This window comes from Sedimentitalea sp. XS_ASV28 (genome assembly GCF_041224545.1).
In the GTDB taxonomy this organism is placed as follows: domain Bacteria; phylum Pseudomonadota; class Alphaproteobacteria; order Rhodobacterales; family Rhodobacteraceae; genus Sedimentitalea.
On sequence record NZ_JBGFGP010000137.1, the window covers coordinates 38,736 to 64,267 of the forward strand.

Below are 25,532 nucleotides of genomic sequence, written 5' to 3' on the forward strand. Positions count from 1 at the left end.
CCCGTGTGGGGGTTCGTCAATTTCGACGACTGACATCAGAAAAACAGTCCAACGACCAACGATGATGGAGTGCTGACAGGCAGCCATCACACGTGGGAGTCTTTCGGGTTCTCCATCATGTGCCGCGGCGTTTCGCCAAGGCAGCAACCCAGAGAGCGACCGGACCAATTTCGGGTCCAGCGCAAACCGAGGCGATTCCGACGGAGTCGTTTCATCAAACAAATTGGAGACTTAAATTATGAAACTCTTTGCATTACTGCGCTCGACGACCGCCTGCCACGAAGGCGAGATCGAAGACATCACCCAATTGAGCTCAGCAGAGGCCGCCCTCGTGATCGGCGGCATGCCGCCCCCGGACCCGGCACATACCTATGACGAAGGGGACGAGGGCGACGAGGCCAACGAAGGCAACGAGGACGACGAAGGCGACGAAGGCAACGAGGCCAACGAAGGCAACGAGCCAAACCTCTTTGACGAGGGCAACGAAGGCAACGAGCCAGCCGACCCCGACTTCGACGGCAATGAAGGCGACGAATACAACGAAGGCGATGAAGGCAACGAAGGCAACGAACCCCATCTGTTCGACGAAGGGAACGAGGGGAACGAACCGATCGATCCGGACTTCGACGGCAACGAAGGCGATGAAGGCAACGAAGGCGACGAGTACGACGACGGCAACGAAGGCGACGAAGGAAACGAAGGCAACGAGGGCGACGAAGGAAACGAGGGCAACGAAGGAAACGAAGGAAACGAAGGAAACGAGGGCAACGAAGGCGACGAACACGACGAAGGCGACGAAGACAACGAAGGCAATGAAAGCCTCTTCGACTTTGAAGACGAAGGAAATGAAGGCGACGAGGGCAACGAAGGCGACGAAGGCGGCGAAGGCGACGAAGGCGACGAGGACAACGAGGGCGACGAGGGCGACGAAGGCGATGAGGGAGACGAAGGCGGCGACGAAGGCGATGAAGGAAATGAACGCGACGAAGGCAACGAGGGCAACGAAGGCAACGAAGGCGACGAAGGCGACGAGGACAACGAAGGCGACGAACACGACGAAGGCGACGAGGACAACGAAGGCAATGAAAGCCTCTTCGACTTTGAAGACGAAGGCAACGAGAACAACGAGGGCAACGAAGGCGACGAAGGCGGCGAAGGCGACGAAGGCGACGAGGACAACGAAGACGACGAGCACGACGAAAACAACGAAGGCGATGAAGGCGACGAAGGAAACGAAATCCACGACGAAGGAAACGAAGGCAACGAAAACGACGAGGGCAATGAGGGCAACGAAGGAAACGAGGGCAACGAACCGCACCTCTTTGACGAGGGCAACGAGGGCAACGAACCGTCCGATCCTGATTTTGCCGGCAATGAAGGCGACGAAGGCAACGAAGGAAATGAAGGAAACGAGGGCAACGAGCCTCACCTGTATGACGAAGGCGACGAGGGCAACGAGCCGTCCGATCCCGATCTTGTAGGCGCCGACGAAGGCGACGAAGGAAACGAGGGTGACGAGGCCAACGAAGGCAACGAAGGCAGCGAAGCGTCTTCGGTCGACGAGGGCGATGAAGGCAACGAATTCACGCCCAACGACGAAGGAAACGAAGGCGACGAAGGAAACGAGGGCGACGAAGGAAACGAGGCCGGCCTCGATGAAGGCAATGAAGGAAACGAAGGCAACGAAGGCGACGAGGGCGATGAGCCCGGTGCCGACGAGGGCAATGAAGGCGACGAAGGAAACGAAGGCGACGAAGGAAACGAGCCTGGCGTCGACGAAGGAAACGAGGGCAACGAAAGCGGTCAGAATGACGAAGGCAATGAAGGAGACGAAGGGAACGAGGGCGACGAAGGTGATGAACCCGGCGCCGACGAAGGCAACGAGGGCAACGAAGGAAACGAGGGCGACGAAGGTAACGAACCCGGTGCCGACGAGGGCAACGAGGGCGACGAAGGAAACGAGGGCGACGAGGGGGATGAACCCGGCGCCGACGAAGGCAACGAAGGCAATGAAGATACGCCGAATGACGAAGGCGACGAAGGCGACGAAGCCGACAACGAAGGCACCGAAGGTGACGAGGGCAACGAAGGCGACGAGGGTGACGAGCCTGCGCCCATGGCCGGGTTTGCCTGCGGCGCCGATGGCGGAGGCGAAGAGACCGATGCCTGTGGCACCGACGCCTGTGCAATCGACGCGGGTGGCGCGGCAGGCGGCGGAGAGGATGCCGACGATCTGTTCGGCGCCGATCTCGCCGGTGGTCTTGATGACCTCGATGCCGGCCTCTGAGACCTTGCGCGACTAGGTCAAATTGCAGGGCGGCGCGAATGTCGCCCTGCAACAGCGCCCAGCATGTCCAGTGTGACGGCCCGTTTTGCAAGAAACGGGCCGTCATTTTCTGCCTTGGACCCTGGCGATTACCTGTTACGGTAGATAAAGGTCAACTGTCGGCTTCTGCCATTTGGCGGCCGTGGAAATGGCGCTGCGTTACGAACCTGCGCGACCGCTGCATCCCGCAATTCCTGCGTCCCGTTGCTGTCGATTATGCTGACGCTGGCCAGAGATCCGTCGGGATTGATCTCAAAAAACACCCAGGCCGCACCGTAGCCGGTGACCTTCACGGTGAGCGACCTGTTCAGATGCACCAGCACGCGGCCCGCATAGTTGGTTTCGCTTGCGTTCCCCGACCCACCGGAGTCGAGAAATCCCGATCCACCGCTCGGTTGCACGTTCAGTTGCGTTTCCCCCCGCAGATGCGCCGCCAGCGGCGACTCGATCAGCGGTGGAGAACGCAGGTTGCTGAATTCGTCCACATTGTCGTCACGCGGTGTTTGTTGTGACGGGGGCTGGCGCGCAGGAAGGCGCGGGCGCGGCGAGGTTGCAACCGCCAGCGGCGTCTGTTCGCCGTCGTCCGACGGCGTCAATTCTACCGCCTCTTCGGGTTCGATGGCCTGTTCCGGCGTTTCCGGTGCGGGCGGCGCGTCGCTCTCGGTCGGGGCCAGCGGTTCGGCGGGTTCCGGTGGCAGCGCGGCAAGCTGTTCCGGGATGTCCGGTTGTGGAACCGGGGTGGTCGCAGCTTCGGGCGCTTCTTGGGGCGCGACCGGTTCGGACAGTTCACCCGGCGTCCCTCGCGGTGCAAAGACCTGCTCGGGCGACGGCGACGCCACCAGCGCCTCCGACGTCGTTGCCTCGGCAAGATCGGGTTCCGGCGGCACTTCCGGCACCGGCGCAGGTTCCGGCGGGACCGGTTCGGACAGATCTTCGGCGACATCCTCAAAGGCGTTGCCCATCGCCACCGCATCACCTGCCGTGTCCTCGACAGCGGGTTCCAGCCGCTCGGGCGCGCCCAACCCCAGACCCAGAAGATGAAGCAACAGCGACACCAGAAGCGCCCCCGCAGCGATAGCCGCTGAGCGCGGGATCATTTCAGCGCCCGCTCTGTCACAAGGATGACCGCCGGCGCTCCCAGCCGGCGCAGTTCTCCGGTGACCTCGATCAGGCGCGGCCCCGATACCGCGCGATCCGGCACGATCCGCACCGGCCCGGCTACGTCGCCCGACATGTAGCTTTCTGGTGTCGTGGATACCCCACGGAAACTGAGCGATCCGTCCCTGTGCAACACCAGAGCGTCCGGCGGCTCGCGCCCCTCCAGACCCGCCGTATCGACAAGCTCAAGATCGGGATCAAGCGGCGGTGCCACCGTGCCGGCAATCAGGAAGAAGATCAGCATCAGGAAAATGACGTTGATCATCGCAATGGTCGCATCGCGGGGCTTGCGTGGAGGGGCGGGCCGTATCATGCGCCTACTCCAGCACCGTCACGGTCAACCCGTCCCGACCGCGCAGTCGCACGAGAAGGTCCACCACCCGCTGCGCCGTGGCATCGGTATCGAGGCTGACCAGAACCAGTCCGGTTTCCACCTGCGTCGCCAGTTCGTCCATGGTGACCGGCGTCCCGTTCAGGACCAGCCTCTCGGCCCCCAATTGCACGAACACGCGTTCGGACGCGGCGTCCGGTTGCGAGCCGCCGCCGGTGGACTGGCTCAGTTCGATCTCGCCAAAGCTCGAGAAGGTCGAGGACAGCATGAAGAACAGCAGCAGCAGAAAGATCACGTCGATAAGCGGCGTCATCGACATGCGGCGCCGGACAAAGGGCGCAGTGTTACGCATGGCGCTGCGCGGCAAGGGGTTCGGTCTGACCCGGCGCCAACACCGTGCGCAATGCCTTGTCCGCGAACACCCGTTCGCGCGCCGTCCGGCTTTCGAACCAGGCCAGGATCATCGAGGTCGGCATCGCCACCGCCAGACCGACCGCCGTTGTCAGCAGCGCCACCCAGATACCCCCGGCGAGCAGCGACGGATCGACCGACGTGCCAGCGGTTTGCAGGCTGCGAAACGCCTCGATCATGCCGAGAACCGTACCGAACAGGCCCAGCAGGGGCGCGAGCTGCGCCACCGTATCCAGAAAGCGGAACCCCCGCTCCAAACCGGCAAGCGCCAGCCCGGCTTCGGCATCCAGCCGTCCTTCGAGGCCCGGCTGGTCCGGGGCGTTCATTGCGGTCGCCAGCAGCGGCGCGAGATAGCTGCGGCTTTGGCCGAGACGCGCGCGGGCGCGTTCGCGGTCGCCGCTGTCCCACGCGTCGAGCGACTCGGACAAGACCTTGTGACGACCGACGCCAGAGGCCGAAAACTGCCACAGCTTGTAGAGCGTCACGCCCAATGCCAGCACCGACATCACGAACAGGATGGCGACCACCGGGCCGCCGAGCGAAAAGACCCCGAACAGCTTGTCAATCGGGCTCATCCAAGCAGCTCCACCGCAACACGACTGCTGAGCGTGAGAGCATCCTCGCAGACCGCGTTCTCGGTCCCGTCGACCAGGCAGGAGCTTGCACCATTGATCAATGCCCGCCCCACCGTATCACAGGCGGTTTCGGGCAATTCGAACTGGCGCACCCTCGTGCGTGCGGCGGGCAGATCGCGGAAATTGAAGAGCGAAAGGCTCACCACGGCACCCGCCGTATCGAAGATCACGGTCTCGAACACGGCCTTGTCGATCTGAATCCCGGTATCGTTGCCGACCACAAAAGTCAGGCGGCACGCGCCCTCCACATCCTGAAGCGTGTTGAGTTCCAGCGACAGGCGCGATGCAGTGTCAGCGGGCTGCGCCAGCGACATTGCGGGCACTGAAACACTCAGCAATATGCCGAGAGCGAGACGACGAAACGACATGGACGGGTTCCTCTTGTGCAACGCCAGGCAATGACGCCAAGACCCGGCTCGTCCAGCCCAATATCGCAGATGAAACGCGAGCGAAAGGACGGCAGACATCTTTGTGATCGACAACGCAACCGGACACGGTGAACGCGCGCTGCTACCGACGCGGGCAAGATTTCGCGGCAACAGCAAAGGCACTTGCGGTCTGGCCGCGATCACACGGCGCGCCGCAGCAACCTCTTGATCATCGGCTCTGATTGCAGCGACAGTATGATATCCTGCAGCTCGGGTTCCCGCACGACGCGCGCAGCTTGTTTCAGGGTGAACCAACGCCGCTTTCGTTCGTCGCGTTCTTTCCAGCGCTTCAAAACCGATCGCACCAGCATCGGGTAAAGGATGATCCGGCATCCGACCTTGCCATTGCCCCGCGCCTTGCCCGCAAAGACGTATCTGCCGATCGGCCTGCTGGCCACATTGCCACAAACGCCCGCTTCTTCCCGCGCCTCGATTTCCGCGGATTCCCGACGTGACTTGCCGCTCATCTCCGATCCTTTGGGCGGCAACCAGCGACCGGAGCCGCGCGATGTCACAAGCAGAACCTCAAGCCTGTTTCGCTTGTTCAGACGAACGGGAAGCGCGGCAACCTGAGGTTTGGTTCGGGGCATATGTGCGAACTCCCCTGGATCGTTACACAAGATGGTGAGATCACTCTGGCACGTTGCCTTGCCTCTCTCAAGAGTCCTGTAAGCGGCGCAAACCGGCCGTTTTCAGATCGAAAACCTGAAAATCTGGTTTCGACCATTTGCCAGGTTGCACCGCAAAAGATGTCATGAAATAATGACGTCATATTGCAAGGTGAACAACATGGCCAAGGCGGAAAAGCGCGAACCAAAAACGACAACCGATGACAAGAAGAACACATCGCTGCGACTGAGCAAAAAGACATTGAAGGCGCTGAAGATTCGCGCCGTTCAGGAAGAAACCAGCGTTCAGAAAATCATTGAGCAGCTTATCGAGGCGTATCTCGACGCCCCGCGAAAGAAGGACTGATGAAACAGACAGACCATTACTGCTTGCCCCTGAAGACGGCGAGCGACTTGCCGGAACTCGACTTTGGCAAGCTGACCCCGATTGCAACGGGGGATGAAACCAGTCACGCATTTCAATTGCTCGACACGTTCGACGACACGCTGAGCAGCGCGGGGAAATTGCTTTGCGATACCGGCGACACCCTCGAACTTCTGACGCCGCGGGACGGCCTGCTGCGCCAGCCGGCCACGCGCAGCGGTCCGTTTGTCACCGATCTTGCCGACGGGCCGGTCAAGGCCGCACTTGGCGATGTGTCCCCACTGCGTGCCCTGCTCCCCGTTGGCGAGGGCGACATGCAGGAGGCAATGTTGTCGCTCGTCGATGGCGAGCAAAAGACCCTCGTGCGGATCAACCTGCGACTGCTGACCACGCAACAGGGAGAATCGATCGCGATCGTGACCCTTCAGGGTCTGCGCGGCTATGACAAGGCACTGGCCCAGGTGCGCGAACAGATTCTGGCCAGCGGCGGTGCACCATTGGGCGAGGGCTCGATCTATGCCACGCTGTTTCCGGGCCACGCCGGCTATGTCGCCAAACCGGTGATCCTGATCGGGCAGGACGAGGCCGCGTATCACGCAGCCAACAGTATCATCTGCACCTACCTGCCCATCGCACGCGCCAACGAAAAAGGCATTATCAACGATACCGACACGGAATTCCTGCATGATTACCGTATCGCGCTCCGGAAAATCCGGTCGGTGCTGAGCCTGTTTTCGGGGGTCTACAGCGAAAAGGCCACACTGCGTCTGAAAACCCGGTTCTCTGAGCTGATGTCGCCAACGGGCCGCCTGCGCGATCTGGACGTTTATCTGGCGGAAAAGGACAAGTTCTTTGCCCTGTTGCCCAACACCCTGCATCCGGGGCTTGCGCAGCTTTTCGACATGTTCGCGGATCAGCGCAAGGAGGCGCAGACGGCGCTGTCAAACCACCTGAAAAGCAAGGCATACCGTCAGGAGGTGGGCGATCTTGTCGATCTTTTCGCGAAAGGCAAGAAGATCAAGCGCGGGCCGGATGCGGATCGTCCGGCGCTGGATTATTCGCGTGCCCTGATCTGGAAGCGATACCGCAAGGTCTGCAAGATTGCCGCCGGAATCGATGCCCAAACCGAGGACGAAGAGGTGCACCGCCTGCGCATCCAGTGCAAGAAGCTGCGCTATCTCATGGAGTTTTTCGGGCCGGTCTTTCCCAAGGCAGAGTTCCAGAACATTCTGAAACCCCTCAAGCGGTTGCAGGACAATCTGGGGCTGTTCAACGATTACTCTGTGCAGCAGGACAACCTGCGCGCGTTGCTCGACGATATGGGCCGCACATCTGAAAAGAAGAACCTGGAAATCGCTCAGAGTGTCGGCGCGCTGGTCGCCGTACTGCACCGCAAGCAACTTGAAGAGCGCGCCAAGGTCATGAAGAGCTTTGCCAATTTCAACAGCAAGACGACCCGGGACACGTTTCGCACCCTGTTCCATGATACAAAGGGCAAGAAATGAAGATTATCGCCTGCTATTCGAACAAGGGCGGCGTCGGCAAGACCGCGACCGCCGTGAACCTGGCACATGCCTTTGCCGAGGCCGGATCCCGGACCTTGATGTGTGACCTCGACCCGCAGGGCGCGTCGAGCTTCTATTTTCGCGTAAAGGCCTCAAAGAAACTGAAGGACGCCAGCTTCTTCAAGGATGTGGAACGCTTTACCGGGGCAATCCGTGCCAGCGACTTCGACAATCTCGACATTCTGCCCGCCAATCTTAGCTTTCGCGATTTCGACATCTTCCTGTCGCGGATGAAGAACAGCCGCTCGCGGCTCAAGAAGGCGCTCAAGGCCGGCGGCAGCGATTATGACATCATCATCCTGGACTGTCCGCCCAACATCTCGACCCTTTCGGAGAACGTATTCCGCGCCGCCGATTGCATCGTGGTCCCGGTGATCCCCACCTCGCTTTCAGAGCACACGTTCGAGCAGTTGATGGATTTTTTCAAGGCCAACAAGCTTGAGCGCAAGAAGATCCTGGCGTTCTTTTCCATGGTGCAGAGGTCAAAGAAGCTGCACCGCGAGACAGAGGACAGGATGCGCAAACAGCACCGCAAACGGTTCCTGGAGACCAGCATCCCGTTCACGGCCGAGGTCGAAAAGATGGGTATTCACCGGGCGCCCGTCGCGACCTACGCCGGCAACCATTCCGCCGCCAAGGCCTATCGCGATCTTTACGCCGAAGTGATGGCACACCTGAAATGAGCCAGGCCACGGAAGTCGAGCGCAAGTTTCTCGTTGCGGAACTCCCGGATCTGACGCGGGCACGCGCCGTTCGTATTCGGCAGGGATACCTCACCAGCAAGGCTGACTCGGTGGAGATCCGGCTGCGTCAGAAAGGCGACACCTATCTGACCACGCTCAAGAAGGGGGCCGGTCTTGAGCGCGTCGAATGCGAGGCGAACATCTCGGAGGTGCATTTTGATGCATTCTGGCCGGCGACCGAGGGGCGGCGCGTGGAAAAGACCCGCTGGAGCGGCCAGCTTGCCGGGGGCGCCACGTTCGAACTCGACATTTTCGAAGGCACGCTCGCACCGCTTGTTCTGGTCGAAGTCGAATTCGGGACGGTCAAGGAGGCCACGGGTTTTCAACCGCCTGCCTGGTTCGGCCAGGACGTGACAGATGACGCGCGTTATTCCAACGCAAGCCTCGCGGCGAGCGGCGCACCGGCGCCAAGCGCCTAGCCGCCCGCCGGGCGACCTGCCAGGCATCAACAGCAGTTGCCATTTCGTCCGGCATGTTTACGTTGATTGCGAAGGACGACGCGAGGTCCTGTCGCAATTTCGGATATGTCAAACGTGTCTCTGTGGAAGCAGTTCCTGATCCTCGGCATTCTTGCCGTGCTTGCCATTGCCGGGTACGAAGCCTTTGATCGCTATGCCGGTTCCTCGGATGACGCCGGCATTGCGACACCGGTCGGGGCACGCGCGGCGGTGGTCGAGCTCGCCCGGGCCGAAACATCGACCCTGAGCCAGACAGTCGAAGCCGTTGGCACCAGCCGCGCCCGCCAGTCGGTCGAGATTGTCCCGCAAGCCGAGGGTCGCGTCGTCGAGATGAATTTTGCCGCCGGGGAACGTGTCGAGGAAGGCACGGTTCTGGTCCGGCTTGACGACACCATCGAGCGCGCCGACCTGACCGAAGCCGAAGCCCGCCTGCGCGAACGCGGCAAGGTGTTCGAGCGGATGACGCAGCTGAGCAACAGCAACGCGGTGGCCGAAGCGGCACTGGAGGATTCGATCGCCCGGCTGGCCGAAGCCCGTGCAGAGCTTGACCGCGCCCGTCAGCGACTGAGCGAACGCAGCATCCGCGCGCCGTTTTCCGGTATTGTCGGGCTCGCCGAGGTGGACAGGGGCGCGCGCGTGGCACCCGGCACGGTCATCACCCGGCTGGACGATCTGAACGAAATCGAAGTCGAGTTCTCGTTGCCCGAAACCCTGTTTGCCCGTGTCCGGACCGGCCAGCGGCTGGTCGCGACCAGCATCGCCTTTCCCGGTCAGGGTTTTACCGGCCAGATTGATGCAGTGGACAGCCGGATCGACCCGATCAGCCGCGCGTTCCGCACGCGGGCAATCATTCCCAACCCGGACGGGCTGCTGCCTGCGGGCATGTTCATGGCGCTGGAACTGACGCTCTCTCAGGATGACTTTGTCGTCGTCCCCGAGGAAGCGATCATCTTTCAGGCCGCCGAGACCTATGTCTTTACCGTTCAGGACGGCATCGCCCGACGCACCCGCGTGACAACGGGGCAACGACGCGACGGCATGGTCGCGGTCCTCGACGGGCTTGATGCCGGGGCAGATGTGGTCGTGCGCGGCCTGCACCGGGTCCATGATGGCAACCCCGTGGAAATCCTCGGCGCGCCACCCTCGGATGAGACGCCTGACGGGGCGGACTCATGACGCTCTCGGACATCTCGGTCCGGCGCCCGGTTCTGGCAGCGGTGGCCAGCCTGTTGCTGATCGTGTTCGGCATCGGGGCACTGCGCGACATTCCGGTGCGAGAATTGCCGGATGTCGACAATGCGGTGGTGACGATCACCACGACTTATCGCGGCGCAGCGCCCGAAGTGATCGATACCGACATAACCGAAACCGTCGAAGGCGCGGTTGCCTCGATTTCCGGGATACGTTCGATCAGCTCGGAAAGCCGCCAGGGCCGGTCGCGCGTCACCATCGAGTTCGAGGTCGGGCGCGACATCGAAATTGCCGCCAATGACGTGCGCGATGCGGTCGGGCGCGTGCGCGATGATCTGCCCCAAGAGGCCGACACCCCCGAGGTCGAGAAAAGCGATGCCGACGCCGACCCGGTCATGCGGCTGGCGATCACCTCGGACCGGATGACCACCGCCGAGATCACCGATTATGTCGATCGTTTCATCGCGGATCGTCTGGCCACCCTGGATGGCGTGGCCAGTCTGCAAATCTATGGCGAAAGGTCATTTGCGGTGCGCATCTGGCTTGATCGCCGCGCGCTCGCGGCACGCGGCCTCACAGTCTCCGACGTGGAACAGGCCTTGCGGCGCAACAATGTCGAGCTCCCCGCCGGCGAAGTCACCTCGCGCAACCGACAGCTGACCGTGCGGCTGAACAGCCGGTTGAAAAGTGTCGATGATTTCCGCGACGTGGTTCTCGACCGGGTGGGCGGATATCCCGTGCGCCTGAGCGACGTGGCCCGGGTCGAGCCGGGTGTGGCAGACGATTCCACCATCGCGCGCAGCGACGGCAAAGACGCGGTGGGCGTGGCGATCCAGCGACAGAGCCAGTCGAACACACTCAGGATTTCCAATGCGGTCAGGGAAGAGATCGCGCTGCTTCGTCCGACTCTGCCCGTGGGCATGGACATAAGTGTCGGCTCGGATGATGCGCTGTTTGTCGGGGCCTCGATCCGCGAAGTCGTGCAGGCTCTGTTCATCTCGCTCGGTCTGGTGGTGCTGGTCATCCTCTTGTTCCTGCGCAGCTTTCGCGCCACCCTTATCCCGGCGATCACCATTCCCGTGTCCTTGCTCGGGGTGTTCGTGCTGATCGGGGTCTGGGGCTTTTCGATGAATACCCTGACGCTCCTGGCCCTGTTGCTGGCAATCGGGCTGGTTGTGGATGACGCCATCGTCGTGCTCGAGAACATCCAGCGACGGATCGAAAATGGCGAAAGCCCGATGGTCGCAAGCCTGCGGGGCGCACGGCAGGTGACGTTTGCGGTGCTGGCCACCTCGGTCACGCTGATTGCGGTGTTCATTCCACTGTCGTTCATGCCCGGCCAGGTCGGACGCCTGTTCATCGAGTTCGGCTGGGTGATGGCGGGCACTGTGGCGATTTCCACCTTTGTCGCCCTGACCGCCTGTCCCGCACTGGCCTCAAAGATCCTGAGCCGCAAGACCGTGACCGTCGATCAGCCCGCGGATGCGCCGCGCGGACCGATCCAGACGGCCTATGCCGCGTTTCTGACGCGCATGTTGCGCATGCCACTCGTGGTTCTGGCGCTTGCCATCGTCGTGACCGGTGGGGCTGCCCTGTTCTTCGGGACGCTCCCCCGCGAACTGGCCCCGCGCGAAGATCGCGGTGTCGGCTTTGTGCCGTTGACAGCCCCGCAGGGCAGCACGGTGCAATATTCCGATCTCGCCGCGCGGCAGGTCGAGGAAATCCTGCAACCGTTGCGCGACGAGGGCGTGATCGAAAGCGTGTTCACCTTCTCCGGTTTCGGCAACCGCGCCTGGCGTGCCTTCGTGGTGTTCCGTCTGGCCCCGTGGGAGGAGCGGACCGTGCCGGCGGCGGATGTGATCGGGCGCATCGCACCGCAGATCGCCCGCATGACACTGGCCCGAGGCTTTCCGGTTACACCGGCCGGACTGGGACTGCGCGGCAGTTCCACGCCGGTACGTGTCGTGGTCAGCGGGCCGGATTTCGACAGTGTAAAGGATTGGGCAACCGCCCTGCTGTTGCAGGCGGAGCAGATCGAGGGGCTCGCCAATCCCGAGATCAATTTCGAACAGAACCTGCCGCAGCTCGAGGTCAATATCGACCGCGCCCGCGCCGACGATCTGGGGATTTCGGTCGATACCGTCGCCAATACCATGCAGACCATGCTTGCCTCGCGGCAGGTCACCACATTTGTCAGCCGAGGGCGGGAGTACCCGGTGATCCTGCAAGCCGAAGAACAGGACCGCCAATCGCCTTCGGATATCGACAACATATTCATCCGCTCAGGAGACGGCGAAACACTTGTGCCCCTTGGTGCGCTGGTCTCGGTCACGGAGAATGCGGCCTCGCCCTCGCTGCGACGGTTCGACCGTCTGCCTTCGGTGCAACTCTCGGGCGCGCTGGCACCCGGTGCGGATCTGGGAAGAGTGCTGAACGATCTGGAAGCGGCGGCAGGCATCATCCTGCCAGCCGGGGGCAAGCTGGGGTACGAAGGCCAGTCGCGCACGTTCAAGGACACGTCGGCGGGCACCGGCATGGTCTTCGCTCTGTCGCTGCTCATCGTGTTCCTCGTTCTCGCCGCCCAGTTCGAGAGTTTCATTCACCCAATTACGATCCTGCTGACCGTGCCCGCCGGGGTCGCGGGCGCGATCTATGCGATGGCGCTCGGGGGGCTGTCGCTGAATATCTACAGCCAGATCGGGATCATCCTGCTGATCGGGCTGGTCGCCAAGAATGGCATCCTGATCGTCGAATTCGCCAACCAACTGCGTGATGAGGGAAAATCCATACGCGAAGCGGTGGTCTTGTCCGCCGTGTTGCGGCTGCGGCCCATCGTGATGACGGTCCTGTCCACGATCCTGGGTGCCTTGCCGCTGGTCCTGGCCACCGGCGCGGGTGCCGAAAGCCGCAATGCCATCGGCACCGTGATCATCGCGGGGCTGGCCATGGCGTCGGCGCTGATGCTGGTGGTGACACCGGTGCTCTATGACCTGCTCGCCCGCTTCACCAAGCCGCGCGGCGCGGTCGAACGCGCGCTGGAAGACGAATTGCGGGCTGCGCCTGTCGACTGACCCGCGCCCCATCGGCGTGACGGCAGTCGCAGTTCAAGCGCAATCGCCGTTACGCCTCGATCCACTCCAGGTCTGAAAACTCTTCGCGGAACGCAAACCGCCTGAGGTGATCCTCGACGATGAAACGGGCCACACCCAGGCCCTTTTCATCCTCGGCCGTGATCACGATCTTCAGCCCGTGATCGTCGGCGACAAGGGTGGCGCGCCCCGGCGGCAGGTCTGCGTGACCGGATGTATCGTCGAACTCCACGGCGACCTTATGCCCAAAATGCCGGCACAGTTGTTGCAGGTATTTCGATCCGTTCGGGGTTTCAAAGTGGCCTTGCGACGACAACATGCGGCGCTCCCATTTCCGATTCTTTTACTATGGTAATCTCTTGACCCTTCCCAAACAACGCCCTATTGCGGCCCCGAACGTCAGTAGCCAACGCCAGCAGCGTGAGCCAACACATCCACAGGAGTCGGCCATGTCCTTGCGTTTTCTACGATATTTTTCTTTCCTCGTGACCCTGTCAGCAACCTCGGTCATCGCGGAGCCGATCACTGTCGAGACCGCAGCCGGGCCGATGACAGTGGCCGAACGCCCCGAGAGCATCGTGGCGCTGGACGTGGCCGCAATCGACACATTGACAGCCCTCGGGGTCGCGCCTTCGGGTGTGGTTGCCCCGCTCTTCGTCAACTACCTGGACGAGGCGACCGCAGGGCTTCCCGCCGTCGGCTCCCTGTTCGAACCCGATTTCGAGGCTATCGCCGCACTGAACCCCGATCTGATCGTGGTGGGCGGGCGCTCGGTGGCGATGGCCGACGCGTTGTCGACCATTGCCCCGGTCGCCGACATGACCATCGGCACCGACATGATCGCGGATGGCCTGTCGCGGCTGGACGCCTATGCCGCGCTGACCGGAACCGGAGACACCGCAGAAGACCTGCGGCGCGCGATTTCCGACCGGCTCGAACGTGCGAGAGCCATGGTTGCGGATCGTGGCAACGTGCTGATCCTGATGACAAACGGGCCCAAACTGTCGGTATTTGGCCGGGACAGCCGTTTCGGTTGGCTGCATACCGCGCTGAACTGGCCACAGGCCGTGGACGACATTTCCGAGTCGCGCCATGGCGAGGCCGTGACCTTTGAATACATCGCCGCAGCGGACCCGGACACGTTGGTTGTCATCGATCGCGGTCAGGCCGTGGGCGAAGGGACCGAGAACGCCCGTGCGACACTGGACAATGACCTCATCCATGACACCAGAGCCTGGCAATCGGGCCGCGTGATCTATCTGACGCCGGCGGAAACCTATATCGCGGCAGGAGGGACGCAGGCCATCATCCGCACCCTCGACGATCTTATCGCCGCATTGGCAGAGTCGGCCTGAGATCCGAATGCGCCTGTGGCTTGGACTTGTCGGCGTCCTGCTTCTGGCGGTCCTTTCGCTGTTCATCGGTGTCATCCCGATCAGCCCGCGCGACGTGTTCACCGACCCCGAAGCCACGCGTCTGATGGTGACCAGCCGCCTGCCCCGCACCCTCGCGGCCTTGCTGGCCGGTGCGGCGCTGGCGATCACCGGCCAGATCATGCAGGTGCTGGCCCGTAACCGCTTTGTCGAGCCGATGACGGCCGGGGCCGGGCAGAGCGCTGCGCTCGGGGTGCTGCTGGCGACGCTTCTGATCCCCGGTGCGCCGGTCTGGATCAAGATGTGTCTGGCCGCGGCAACCACCCTGGCGGGCAGCGTGGGATTGCTGGTGCTGATCCGTCCGCTGCCTCCGACCCAACCCCTGCTGGTGCCGCTGGTTGCGTTGATTTACGGCGGTCTGATCGGGGCCGCTGTCAATTTTGTCGCCTATCAGGGTGACATGATGCAATACTTGCAGGTCTGGCTCACCGGCGAACTGTCGGGCGTTCTCAAGGGCCGCTACGAATTGCTCTGGATCGCCGGAGGGGCGGCGGCGGCGACGTGGTTCATCGCCGGGCGCATTACCCTGCTCAACCTTGGCGATGACGTGGCCCGCAGTCTCGGGATCAACGTGCGGAATGTCACGGCGGCGGGATTGCTGGCGGTGTCTGTCGTTACCGCGATGGTGGTCGTTACCCTGGGCGCCATCCCCTTTGTCGGCCTCGTCGTTCCCAATCTGGTATCGCGCAGGATGGGCGATAACCTGCCGCGAACATTGCCGTTCACCGCATTGATCGGGGCCGGACTGGTGCTTGCGGCGGATATTTGCGGCCGCACCATCAGGGCACCGTTCGAAGTACCGGTCGCGGCGGTGATCGGTGTGGTCGGGGCCGTTCTGTTCCTGATCCTGCTCTATCGCGAGCCGCGCCATGGATAGGCGTCTGACCCTGCTCTGCGGCCTGCTCGCGTTATCATGCGTCGCCTTCATGCTGATGGGCGCGGTCGGCTCCTGGGAATTTCTTTTGCAATTCCGCCTGCGCCGCCTCGCTGCGCTGCTGCTGGTCGGGATCTGCCTGTCCACCGCCACGGTGTTGTTCCAGACGATTGCAGGCAATCGCATCCTGACGCCCTCGCTCATCGGGTTCGACGCCCTGTATGTCCTCATCCTGACCGCGATGGTTCAGGTATTGGGGCTTGCGGGGTTTGCCGCGATCCCCGCACCGGTCATCTTTGCGATCAACCTCGCGGCGATGACCGCTCTTGGCATGCTGTTGTTCGGCGTGCTCATGTTCGGGGCCAGGGGCGACATGATCAAACTGGTGCTGACCGGGATCGTTGCCGGGATTCTGATCCGCTCGCTGACCGAGTTCCTGCAACGGATGATCGACCCCAGTGAATTCCAGATGATCCAGGCCGCAAGTTTTGCGCGTTTTACCCATGTGGACACAGGGCTGCTGGTCCTGACGGCCGCCGCGAGCCTGCCGGCGCTTGTATTGACGTGGCGAACTCGGTTCCGGCTGGATGTCCTGGCGCTTGGCTCCGAGCTTGCAACCGGTCTCGGGGAAAATCCGCAACGCGGACGGAGACGGGTGCTCGCCCTGATCTGCGTGCTGGTCGCTTCGGCAACAGCGTTGGCAGGGCCATCGGGGTTGTTTGGCCTGATCGTCACCGCGCTGGCCTACCTCGTCGCGCCAGGCACGCGCCATGCGGTCACGCTGCCGACGGCGGCGCTGGTCGGGTGCATCGTGCTGGTCGCCGGACAAACCGTGATGGAACGGGTTCTCGACCTGTCCACCCCCCTGCCCGTGGTTGTCGAATTGCTGGGCGGGCTGGTGTTTCTGTTCCTTGTTCTGAAAAGGCATATCCGATGATCTCGATCCGCGGTGTGAAGCATTCGATTCAGGGAAAACCGATCCTGCAGGACATCAACCTCGATCTGCCACGCGGGGGCGTGACCGCATTGATCGGACCAAACGGGGCCGGAAAATCGACCCTGTTGTCACTGATTGCGCGCCTGCAACCTCTCGGCACCGGCACGATCAGGATCGATGCGCTGCAAATCGGAGCCTGTTCGGATGCGGCATTGGCGCGGGTTCTTGCGATCATGCCGCAATCCGCGCAGATCTCCGCACGTCTGCGCGTCGGCGAGGCGGTGATGATGGGCCGCTATCCGTGGCATCGTGGCCGCCCCGGCAAGCGCGACGGTGACATCGTCGCGGAAACCCTGCGGTTGTTTTCCCTCACCTCTCTGGCCGATCGGTTTCTCGATGAGATCTCCGGTGGTCAGCGGCAACGCGCAATGGTCGCAATGGCCTATGCGCAGGAAACCGATTATCTTTTGCTGGATGAGCCACTGAACAATCTGGACATCGCCGCATCGCGCCACCTGATGAGGCTGCTCAGGCAGATGGCCGACACCGGCCGCAAAAGCATCGTGATCGTACTGCACGACATCAACTATGCCGCCGCCTTTGCGGACCGGGTGGTTGTCATGCGCGAGGGACGGATTGTTGCGGACGGCGCTCCGGGTGCCGTCATCACCCCTGCCCTGATGGGCGACGTGTTCGAAACTGATGCAAAAGTGCATCTGGTTGATGACCGGCCTGTCGTGCTCGTGTGAAATCCGGCCTGCAATACTTGACCAATTAACTAAGAGACCCTAAGCGGGCCGCGACAGCGAGCGAGAGCCGGCGCACACGCCCTGGCCTGCCAGCCAATTCCGACAAAAAAAACGAGAGGCAGGACACATGGTTCTGACAAGAAAAGCCGCGCTGCTGGCGTCGGCGGCGGCACTTTGTGCTGGCACTGCGGCGGCACAGGAAGCGTTCGAACTGGATATCATCCGCGTCGAATCCGACGAGGCGCAAGAGACCCTGGGCAACACCAGGATCACCACCGAGGAAATCCTGGCCCGCAACCCGTCTTCGATGGCAGAGGTGTTCGACGGAGAATCCGAAATCGTGTCAAGCGGCGGTGCCGCGATCGCCCAGAAGGTTGTGGTACACGGGATCGAGGAAAGCCTGCTGTCGGTGACCATCGACGGTGCCCGCCAGAACAAGTCGGCCTTCCACCATACGGGCAACGTCCTGATGGATCCGTCGCTGCTCAAACAGGTCGAGATCAGTTCTGGCCTCGCGCCGGCAGATGCCGGTCCGGGTGCCCTCGCGGGTCTTATCGCCTATGAAACCATCGATGCGCGCGACGTTCTGGAAGCGGGGCAGACATTCGGCGGCAATGCACTGCTCAGCTATGGTGACAACGGTGACAGCTTCCGCAGGTCGCTGACGGTCTACGGCCGGGCCGGCGGTTTCGAATACCTGCTGAACGGCGTTGCGACCACCGGAGACGATTACGAGGACGGCGCGGGCAATGTCGTACCGGGCACGCAACCGGATCTCAGCTCGTTCACTGGCAAATTCGCCTATACCACCGACAGCGGCAAACGGTTCGAATTCGCGGCGAACCAGACCAAGGACAACGGCGATCGTGCTATGCAGCAGGGTCCTGGCGGCTACTATTTCGCACGCCCGGATTTCGCCGGCGTGGTAGGCCGCGACACCGTTTACCTGCCCGCCCTGTCAGAGCGCACATCCTATACGTTCACCTATACCGACGAGGCACCCAGCGGCGCCTTCGCGCCCATGGTGCAACTCAGCTATAATGAGCAATATACCGAGGCAGGCGCCGGCATCGGCACCAATGACAGCCTGAGCGGCAAGATCGAGAATGATTTCGCGCTGGCCAACGGGACCCTGACCGCAGGCATCGATTTCTTTCACGACACGGCGACGCCCGAAAGCCCGCTGACGACCCCGACGGGCAAGGAAACGCTGGATAACGTCGGCATCTATGCGCAGATGCGTCAGGATATCGGCGACCGGTTGTCCCTGTCCTATGGTGGACGTATCGACAGCCAGCGTTACGAACTGGCCGATGGCAGCACATACAACGAAACCGGCGTCAGCCTGAACGCGCAGGCGGATGTCGTGCTGAGCAACACCCTGACCTTCAATATCGGTGCCGCGTCGAGCTGGGGCGGATTCGAACTCAGCGAAGCGTCGCTCATCAACCTTGGCGGGGCGTGGGTCTATGGAACGCCCGAAGCGTCGCGCGGAGACAATGCCCGGATCGGTCTGCGCTATGAAAGCGGTCCGTGGGAAGCGAGCGGAGCACTGTTCTATACCAAGGTCAATGATGTCAACGACGTGCTGACCGCCAGCCGCGAGCTTGCCGACCTGACCTCCAAGGGGTTTGACGCATCGGTGGGATATTTCGGCGAGCGCGGGTTCATTCGCGTCAACTATACCGACGCGGACGTCACGCTTGACGGAGCGCCGATTTCCTCGACGGCCTATTACTACGGTCGCCCGGTCGGCCAGATTTTCGGTATTTCCGCAGGCTACGCCGTGACACCCGACATCGCCATCGGCGGCACCGCCGAGATTGCGCTGCAGAACGACGATACGGATGGCGTCGGCGGGATGAGTGCGCTGCCCGGCTATGAGGTGGTCAATGTCTATGCGACCTATACGCCGCCGTCGTATCAGAACATCGAATTCAGGCTGGATGTCCGCAACCTCTTTGACGAAACCTATGTCTCGCGCGCATCCGACGGCAACGGGTTGTCAAACGTGGTCGCGCTGAACGAGCCCGGGCGCAGCGTATTTCTGACCGCATCGCTCAAGTTCTGACGAGCGGCCGGGCGCGGGATCATCCTGCGCCCGATCTCGCATACCTCACAGGGCCAAGAACCAAAGCGATCCTGAACAGGCGCGTTTTGACCGATGCCAGGGGAATGTGCCATGCGCCGCATGCGTGTCTGCATGCCGTTTCATGGCGCAGCCGGTGAGGGGCGTGGCTAGGTCGGCCTCTTCCAGGGTGCCCCGGCAGAGAATTCATTTGTCAAATGATCGATCAGGGCGCGGAGTTTTGCCGGTATGGGCTGGACCGGCGGCCAGACAGCGTGGATCGGCAGCGGACGGTTCGCTGTCTGAGGCAACACGCGCTCGAGTGTGCCCTCGGCAAACGCCGGTTCGGCGAGAAAACCAGGCAACATGGCAAACCCGACCCCGGCAATGGCGAGATCGCGTATTGCCTCGCCGTTGTTGATAGTCATCACCTCGGAAACAGCAGGTCTCACCCGGCCAAAGCGCCACAATTCGGCATTGGGCATGTGGCTGTAGCCGATCACCGGTTGACCGGTCAGATCTTGCGGCGTCTCTGGCCGGCCAAGTCTGTCAAGCAGTGCAGGAGAGGCACAAGGCATGGAACTGTCCTCGCACAGCTTGCGCGCCATCAGCGCGCTGTCTGCGAGCGGCCCGATCCGGATCGCCAGATCCGTGCAGGCCCGCGCAAGGTCGGTGAACCGGTCATCGTAATCAACGCGCAGGGTCAGCCCCGGGTGCGCGGCCGCGAAACGTGCCAGAATGGGAGACAGGTGCAGGGTGCCGAAACTGACCGGGGCCGCGATCGACAGCGTGCCGCGGATCTGCTGATCCCCGCCCGAACCTGCCGCCTCTGCTGCGGCGCGAATATCCGCAAGGGCCGGGCGGATACGGTCGGCCAGCCGGTGCGCGGCCTCGGTGGGTACGATCCTGCCGGCATTGCGGCGAAACAGCGCCGCGTCCAGTTCCAGTTCAAGATCGCTGATGCGCTTGCTGACCACCGATTTCGACAGGTTCAGCCGCGCCGCCGCCGCCGTCACAGTGCCCAGTTCCATCACGGTCAGCAGCGTATCCAGTTGATCGATATCGTATCGCATTGTCCAAGGCCCTATTCCAGTCGTTCGGAATTGTCGAACGTTGCGCGCATTTGCGTATGCCAGACGTGGTACGGTCCGACCCGCAATATCCCGTTTCGCAAGAAAGAGCGGGATTGCAACGCATTTTTGCGTGATCGAAATGAACGCGGCCCCGGCCTGTCCGGGAGATCACTTCGGCAGCACATTCGCTCCGGAGATCGCAGGCACCAATTCCGACGTGCTCGCGTGACATGGCGGCGGTGCCGGAATGTCGTGTCGTTCCGGTCGGGAGCGACGAAAAACATGGGGCGATACGACCAGCCTTGTTCCCGGAGTGGCGCGCTCCACGATCCAGCGGAGATGATCGCGCCGGAAGGCGATGCACCCTTCGGTCGGATATCCGGGTCTGCGCCATTGATGCAGGAATATCGCCGAACCCGCTCCGGGCACCGCGCGGGGCCAGTTCCAATCGGTCATCAGCACCAGATCGTAGAGCGGATCGGCGCGGCGCAGCGCCTCGTGGCTGTACCGGTGGGGCTTGCGGACGTGCAGATTGTACTCGGGATCACGCGGATCGTCCGACCACAGGTCAACCGGCCCGACCGGGCATGCCCAGGGCGTGGGACGTGCCATCCGATCGGGGCGGTACAGCAGGCCGACAATGCGATGAACGCCCGCCGGCGTCGCGCCATCGCCCTCGCGCTTGCTGACGGTGACGCCGCCCTTGCCGATCGAGCAGGGAAAGCGCCGCCCGGCAAACCGCACCCCCGTCGGGGTCAGCACCATATCCCTCACGCTCACAGCAGGTGGCCGGATTTCGCAGCCTTGGTTGCCAGGTATCCGGTGTTGAATGCGGTCTCGCCCACCTTCAGCGGTACCCGCGCGGCCACGCGGATGCCGGTTTTCTCCATCATCGCGATCTTGGCCGGATTGTTCGTGAGCAACCGAACCGATGAAAACCCCAGCGATTTCAGGATGTCGGACCCAAGACGAAAATCGCGTTCGTCATCCTCGAAACCGAGGCGGTGATTGGCCTCGACGGTGTCAAAGCCCTGATCCTGAAGGCTGTAGGCGCGCATCTTGTTGGCGAGCCCGATACCCCGGCCCTCCTGGTTGAGATACAGCAATACGCCCGCGCCCTCGGCCCCCATCTGCGCCATGGCCGCGCGCAATTGCGGACCGCAATCGCATTTGAGGCTGCCCAGCAGGTCACCGGTAAAGCAGGCCGAGTGCAGCCGTGCAAGAACCGGCTGGTCACGCATCGGTTTTCCGATTTCCACCGCGTAATGCTCTTCGCCGCCGTCTTCGGGGCGAAAGACATGCAGCCGACCGGCATCGGATACCTGCATGGGCAGGCGCGCGCTGACAATATCGTCGAGCGGGCTGCGGTCGCTCAATAGCCGGCTGGCCTGCTCGTGGTCGATCAGCGTCAGACCGTTCCGGGCCGCAAAAAGCGTTGGTTCGTCCACCGGCACCGCGACCACCGCAGGCAGCAGGCGCGCGGCCTTGGCCAGCTTCAGCGCGGCGCGGTGCAGATCGGCCTTGCCGCCGCGTTCCGACATCAACGGCCCTTTCATCGGCGCGATCAGATCGTCGGCGGGATCGGCGACCGACCGGACCCAGTTCGCATCCGCATCCGCCGGCATGATGATCCGCGCGAGGTCACCATCATAGGCCCGCGCCTTGAGCGTTTCCGTCCGACGCGCGGTGATTGCCACGACCGGCCTATCCGCCACCGCGCGCAGATCGGCCAGCCGATCCCCGGTCAGGGTTTCTGCGGACAGGGCGAGGATCGCCGCTTCGTTATCGGCGAGGACAACCGGCACCCCCATGCGCAGGTCGGCGCGCGCGCGGGCCAGCAATTCGGAGAGGTCGGGCCTGAGACTCATCTGATCACTTCCATTTTGCGTTGTTCCTAACGCAGGAACGGCGCGTTTGAAACGACAAACGCCCGATTTGGCGATACCGTTTCCGCGACGGTGCAATCGTGGCGCATGGCCTTGATGCGGCCCCGGAATACGCGCAATCTGGGGCAGGATTTGCGACGGAGTATGACATCGGATGAGCCTGACCACGGACCAGATGGAACTGCGCGAGGATGATATTCGCAAACATTACCCGGCAGCGGAAGCGTTGCTCGCCGGGTTCGATCATGCGCCGCGCATTGCCGAGGCGCGCGAGGTATCCGCGCCCGAACGATCCACGGGCATCGGGACGCGCCGGCGGTTTCGCTCAACCACGCCGGGGTTGGTCACCAAGCGCAGCACACGCCCGGATGGCGTAAGGCTGATCGAACGGATCGAGGCGGCGGACGCGGGTGACGTGCTGACCTCGCCGCAACAGGCCACGGTGATGCAGGCATTGCGCCGGGCGCTGTCCATTGCCCTGGCAGCCGCCGACACCTACGGCGAAGCGACCCCCCTGGCCGAATTGAAACGCGCGAATCTCTCCGGCGATCTCGCACCGGCACGCAAGAGCGAATTTACCGAATTGCTGTCGGCCGAGGCGCTGGTGACGCTGCATGTGTTCGCCAATGCGCTGGCCTACCTGCTGTCCTCGCATCTGTCCGAGGTCTCGGTCGAACTGGGCGAGGTGCAGGAGGTGCTGACCGACAATGGCATGCTCGCGCTGCATGGCGCGCTCTGGGAGCTCGACGCCAAGCTGGCCGAGCACGCCAGCGACGATGCCCACCTAGTCGCGAGTTGCAGCGATTTCGCGGAACAGCTCATGGAAAAGGCGGCACTGCGGGCGCAGAACGCACCGCATCTTGCCTCGTTCACCGATTCCGTCTGGCGGGTCGAGGCGGATGACCTGACGCTGCGCGGCTTTGTCCCGGCGACGCGTGCAAAATCGACGACACTGACCATGGCGTTCAAAAAGCCGAACGAGGTCGTCGGAAACCACATTGCCAAATATCAGGCGATGAAGCTGGCCAAGATGCTCATGGCCTATGATTTCGACCGCCACCTGAACCCGTTCGCGGAACTGGGCGGATTCATATTTACCTTCATGGGCGATGGCAAACCGGGCACCGGCAAGACCACATTGATCCAGATGATGGCAGGCATGATAAACGACTACTGCCAGAATGCCGGCTACCCGTTTCGCTATCAGAACCTGAGCACCGACAATATCGACAGCTATCAGGGGAAATCCGGACAGAACGCCAAGGCGTTCATCAACACGATCCTTGACCCGGCGGTGATCGGGTTCGGCACCATCGACGACATCGACCAACTGGCCGGCAAACGCGGCGACCGACAATCGAGCGCAGGACAGCTCGAGATCACGGCCGTCCTGATGGAGAGCTTTGCAGGAGCCAATACGGTCGTGCGCGGGAACTGTACCTTTGGCATGTTTTCGAACTATCCCGAGAATGTCGATGACGCCCTGCGCCAGCGCGCCGGTGCTCGGTTCCTCGTTGACGGACCGCAGACGCGCGAGGACTATATCGACATCCTGGCCCTGTTGATGGGCAACAACCACGACATTCCGCTGGGCGACCACGCATTATACGCGGCGCAGGAGATCAAGACCGCCGTGGCGGCCAGCTTCGAGGGTCACAACCGCCCCCACGACGACAGCTTGCGCGCGGTGTTCGACCGGGTTTGCGACGAGATCGGCGAATTGAACACGATTGCGAGGATGGGAACGTATCTGAAGGCGATTCAGCAGGCGGACGAACGGTTTACCGGCCGCGCGATCAAGAACATAACGGACGCGGTCAAGGTACGGGCGATGGATTTCGAACTGCCCGACGAATGGATGGAGAATCCCGACCTGTTCCTGTTCAGGGACTACGATACCAAGAAGGCGATGATTGCCGATCTGCGGGTGCCGATCACCACCGATATGGTCCTGCAAGAGATCAACCGCTATGCCGACAGCGAATTCCGCTATGCCGACAAATCGGATGAGGCGGCCATCGAGGCGATGGTGCGGGACTATGGCCGCACCGAAGAGGCCAAGCGGCGATATCTGGAGGGGAAGGGGTGAGATGCGGTGGGTCACCGTCATTACGACGATGACAGACAGATCTCTTAAAAGAACTTCTTCAGGCAGGCGCGCGACCGTGACAGACCTGTTTCAATACTGTGTTTTTGTTTGCCAACGCGGCAACGGCTCGGGTCCGATAAGGGAGGCATGTTCGGTTGGGCGAAACCATGATCACCATCGCGGCTGTCCTGTCCTGGGCGGTTCTCAGTGTTGCCAGCCGCATCGTGCTGGTCAATTTCGGCCTCGATCCGTGGATGTTCAGTTTTCTGCAACTCGTGGCCGGCGGCATCACCCTGTTGGCGATCGGCTATCGCGGGGCACGGGCGCGGCGGAGCTTTACAAGAGTGTCCACCTGGGCACTGGGCGCGCTCCGGGTGCTGTCGGCTTCTCTGTATACCGCTGTGCTGGCATCCATCAGCGTGCTGGAAGCCGGGACAATTGGTGCGATCAACCTGCCTGTTGTTTCGCTTTTGGTGCTGCTCTGGAGCCGCATATGGCCGCGCCCTATGGCCTGGCCCGGTCACATCCTCATTCTTGTGGCGGTTGCGTGGATGGCCATGCGGCTGCAGAGCGATACCCGCACCGTTGTCATGGGGCTGATGGGCCTGAACGCACTGTGTCTCGCGGGGATGAACCTGATCGCCGAGCATCATCCCGAGAACAAGTCTGCCACACCGGCGGGGCGCGCGTGGTTTTCCGGCGTGGTGCTGGCGATCACGGCAGCGGTTTTCCTCATCATGCGTGTCCTGCAGGGTGCGGATATCGTGGGCGCGTTCAGCCTGCCACTCATCCTGTCCAGTATCGCAGTCGGCGTGTTTCTGAGGGCACCGTCGATGTTCCTGACCTTCTGGGCCATCAGTGTCGCGGGCGCTCAGGGGTATACGGCCGCGATTGCATTCCTGCCATTGTTTGGAATGGCCCTTGAGCAGGGGGCCGTCGCCGTGGGCCTTCTCGATACGTCCCGCTTTCAATATGAATTCCTGTATATTGCGATACTTGCGCTGATCGGCACATTGGTCGTCTGGACGGCAAACCGGGCCGCACATCAGACGGCACAAAGACGCGGGTGATGCGGCCCGCCTCGGTCGAAACGCA

23 protein-coding genes and 1 pseudogene are annotated in these 25,532 nt (G+C 62.3%); 14 read left to right on the forward strand and 10 right to left on the reverse strand.

What is annotated here, in order from left to right:
• Positions 1–238 precede the first annotated feature (238 nt).
• The gene (locus AB9K34_RS12785; protein ID WP_369954812.1) at positions 239–2,287 is read left to right on the forward strand and encodes a hypothetical protein; all 2,049 of its coding nucleotides are present in this window, start codon (positions 239–241) and stop codon (positions 2,285–2,287) included.
• A gap of 128 nt (positions 2,288–2,415) precedes the next feature.
• Here the strand turns inward: AB9K34_RS12785 and AB9K34_RS12790 are convergent, their stop codons facing one another.
• The 6 genes from AB9K34_RS12790 to AB9K34_RS12815 all read right to left on the reverse strand — a co-directional run bounded on the left by AB9K34_RS12790 (position 2,416) and on the right by AB9K34_RS12815 (position 5,879).
• Entirely contained in the window at positions 2,416–3,423 is a 1,008-nt protein-coding gene (locus tag AB9K34_RS12790) for a TonB family protein (protein WP_369954813.1), read from the reverse strand.
• Positions 3,420–3,797 carry an ExbD/TolR family protein gene (locus tag AB9K34_RS12795; RefSeq protein ID WP_369954814.1) on the reverse strand — a complete coding sequence of 126 codons (378 nt, stop codon included), beginning with the start codon at positions 3,795–3,797 and terminating at the stop codon, positions 3,420–3,422. Before AB9K34_RS12795 ends, AB9K34_RS12790 begins: the two co-directional genes overlap by 4 nt.
• Before the next feature lie 4 nt (positions 3,798–3,801).
• The gene (locus AB9K34_RS12800) at positions 3,802–4,167 is read right to left on the reverse strand and encodes an ExbD/TolR family protein (protein ID WP_369954815.1); all 366 of its coding nucleotides are present in this window, start codon (positions 4,165–4,167) and stop codon (positions 3,802–3,804) included.
• The gene (locus tag AB9K34_RS12805) at positions 4,160–4,801 is read right to left on the reverse strand and encodes a MotA/TolQ/ExbB proton channel family protein (RefSeq protein ID WP_369954816.1); all 642 of its coding nucleotides are present in this window, start codon (positions 4,799–4,801) and stop codon (positions 4,160–4,162) included. The genes AB9K34_RS12800 and AB9K34_RS12805 overlap by 8 nt, the downstream gene beginning before the upstream one ends.
• Positions 4,798–5,229: a hypothetical protein gene (locus AB9K34_RS12810; protein ID WP_369954817.1), complete on the reverse strand. Its 432-nt coding sequence runs from the start codon at positions 5,227–5,229 to the stop codon at positions 4,798–4,800. The genes AB9K34_RS12805 and AB9K34_RS12810 overlap by 4 nt, the downstream gene beginning before the upstream one ends.
• Positions 5,230–5,429: 200 nt before the next feature.
• A complete protein-coding gene (locus AB9K34_RS12815; RefSeq protein ID WP_369954818.1) occupies positions 5,430–5,879 on the reverse strand; it encodes an NUDIX hydrolase in 450 nt (149 codons plus the stop codon).
• 199 nt (positions 5,880–6,078) lie between these two features.
• On the opposite strand from AB9K34_RS12815, the gene AB9K34_RS12820 reads away from it, so the two are divergent.
• The 6 genes from AB9K34_RS12820 to AB9K34_RS12845 all read left to right on the forward strand — a co-directional run bounded on the left by AB9K34_RS12820 (position 6,079) and on the right by AB9K34_RS12845 (position 13,310).
• Positions 6,079–6,264, forward strand: coding sequence for a hypothetical protein (locus tag AB9K34_RS12820; RefSeq protein WP_369954819.1), 186 nt, complete (start codon positions 6,079–6,081; stop codon positions 6,262–6,264).
• The gene (locus AB9K34_RS12825) at positions 6,264–7,787 is read left to right on the forward strand and encodes a CHAD domain-containing protein (RefSeq protein WP_369954820.1); all 1,524 of its coding nucleotides are present in this window, start codon (positions 6,264–6,266) and stop codon (positions 7,785–7,787) included. The genes AB9K34_RS12820 and AB9K34_RS12825 overlap by 1 nt, the downstream gene beginning before the upstream one ends.
• Positions 7,784–8,530: a ParA family protein gene (locus AB9K34_RS12830; RefSeq protein WP_369954821.1), complete on the forward strand. Its 747-nt coding sequence runs from the start codon at positions 7,784–7,786 to the stop codon at positions 8,528–8,530. Before AB9K34_RS12825 ends, AB9K34_RS12830 begins: the two co-directional genes overlap by 4 nt.
• Positions 8,527–9,009 carry a CYTH domain-containing protein gene (locus AB9K34_RS12835; protein ID WP_369954822.1) on the forward strand — a complete coding sequence of 161 codons (483 nt, stop codon included), beginning with the start codon at positions 8,527–8,529 and terminating at the stop codon, positions 9,007–9,009. Before AB9K34_RS12830 ends, AB9K34_RS12835 begins: the two co-directional genes overlap by 4 nt.
• A gap of 114 nt (positions 9,010–9,123) precedes the next feature.
• Entirely contained in the window at positions 9,124–10,224 is a 1,101-nt protein-coding gene (locus AB9K34_RS12840; RefSeq protein WP_369954823.1) for an efflux RND transporter periplasmic adaptor subunit, read from the forward strand.
• Entirely contained in the window at positions 10,221–13,310 is a 3,090-nt protein-coding gene (locus AB9K34_RS12845; protein ID WP_369954824.1) for an efflux RND transporter permease subunit, read from the forward strand. The genes AB9K34_RS12840 and AB9K34_RS12845 overlap by 4 nt, the downstream gene beginning before the upstream one ends.
• 49 nt (positions 13,311–13,359) lie before the next feature.
• Here the strand turns inward: AB9K34_RS12845 and AB9K34_RS12850 are convergent, their stop codons facing one another.
• On the reverse strand, positions 13,360–13,647 hold the full coding sequence (locus AB9K34_RS12850; protein WP_369954825.1) for a DUF2218 domain-containing protein: 288 nt from the start codon (positions 13,645–13,647) through the stop codon (positions 13,360–13,362).
• A gap of 130 nt (positions 13,648–13,777) precedes the next feature.
• Between AB9K34_RS12850 and AB9K34_RS12855 the strand changes: the two genes are divergently transcribed.
• The 5 genes from AB9K34_RS12855 (at position 13,778) to AB9K34_RS12875 (ending at position 19,392) form a co-directional block, all read left to right on the forward strand.
• Positions 13,778–14,683 carry a siderophore ABC transporter substrate-binding protein gene (locus tag AB9K34_RS12855; protein WP_369954826.1) on the forward strand — a complete coding sequence of 302 codons (906 nt, stop codon included), beginning with the start codon at positions 13,778–13,780 and terminating at the stop codon, positions 14,681–14,683.
• A gap of 7 nt (positions 14,684–14,690) precedes the next feature.
• Positions 14,691–15,638, forward strand: a complete 948-nt coding sequence (locus tag AB9K34_RS12860) for an ABC transporter permease (RefSeq protein WP_369954827.1) — start codon at positions 14,691–14,693, stop codon at positions 15,636–15,638.
• Entirely contained in the window at positions 15,631–16,572 is a 942-nt protein-coding gene (locus AB9K34_RS12865; protein WP_369954828.1) for an iron chelate uptake ABC transporter family permease subunit, read from the forward strand. The genes AB9K34_RS12860 and AB9K34_RS12865 overlap by 8 nt, the downstream gene beginning before the upstream one ends.
• The gene (locus AB9K34_RS12870) at positions 16,569–17,321 is read left to right on the forward strand and encodes an ABC transporter ATP-binding protein (RefSeq protein ID WP_369954829.1); all 753 of its coding nucleotides are present in this window, start codon (positions 16,569–16,571) and stop codon (positions 17,319–17,321) included. The genes AB9K34_RS12865 and AB9K34_RS12870 overlap by 4 nt, the downstream gene beginning before the upstream one ends.
• A gap of 127 nt (positions 17,322–17,448) precedes the next feature.
• On the forward strand, positions 17,449–19,392 hold the full coding sequence (locus AB9K34_RS12875) for a TonB-dependent receptor domain-containing protein (protein ID WP_369954830.1): 1,944 nt from the start codon (positions 17,449–17,451) through the stop codon (positions 19,390–19,392).
• A 167-nt stretch (positions 19,393–19,559) separates the two neighbouring features.
• On the opposite strand, the gene AB9K34_RS12880 is transcribed toward AB9K34_RS12875, so the two are convergent.
• The 3 genes and pseudogenes from AB9K34_RS12880 to ribA all read right to left on the reverse strand — a co-directional run bounded on the left by AB9K34_RS12880 (position 19,560) and on the right by ribA (position 22,330).
• A complete protein-coding gene (locus AB9K34_RS12880; protein ID WP_369954831.1) occupies positions 19,560–20,462 on the reverse strand; it encodes a LysR family transcriptional regulator in 903 nt (300 codons plus the stop codon).
• Positions 20,463–20,753: 291 nt separating this feature from the next.
• Positions 20,754–21,227, reverse strand: a pseudogene (locus tag AB9K34_RS12885) (L,D-transpeptidase); the annotation flags it as partial.
• Positions 21,228–21,238: 11 nt separating this feature from the next.
• A complete protein-coding gene (gene ribA, locus AB9K34_RS12890; protein WP_369954832.1) occupies positions 21,239–22,330 on the reverse strand; it encodes a GTP cyclohydrolase II in 1,092 nt (363 codons plus the stop codon).
• 172 nt (positions 22,331–22,502) lie between these two features.
• Here ribA and AB9K34_RS12895 point away from each other — a divergent pair, with 172 nt between their 5' ends.
• Positions 22,503–24,437, forward strand: a complete 1,935-nt coding sequence (locus tag AB9K34_RS12895) for an ATP-binding protein (RefSeq protein ID WP_369954833.1) — start codon at positions 22,503–22,505, stop codon at positions 24,435–24,437.
• Between the two features lie 167 nt (positions 24,438–24,604).
• Complete coding sequence (locus tag AB9K34_RS12900) at positions 24,605–25,507, forward strand: hypothetical protein (protein WP_369954834.1); 903 nt, start codon at positions 24,605–24,607, stop codon at positions 25,505–25,507.
• The last annotated feature ends 25 nt before the right edge of the window (positions 25,508–25,532 follow it).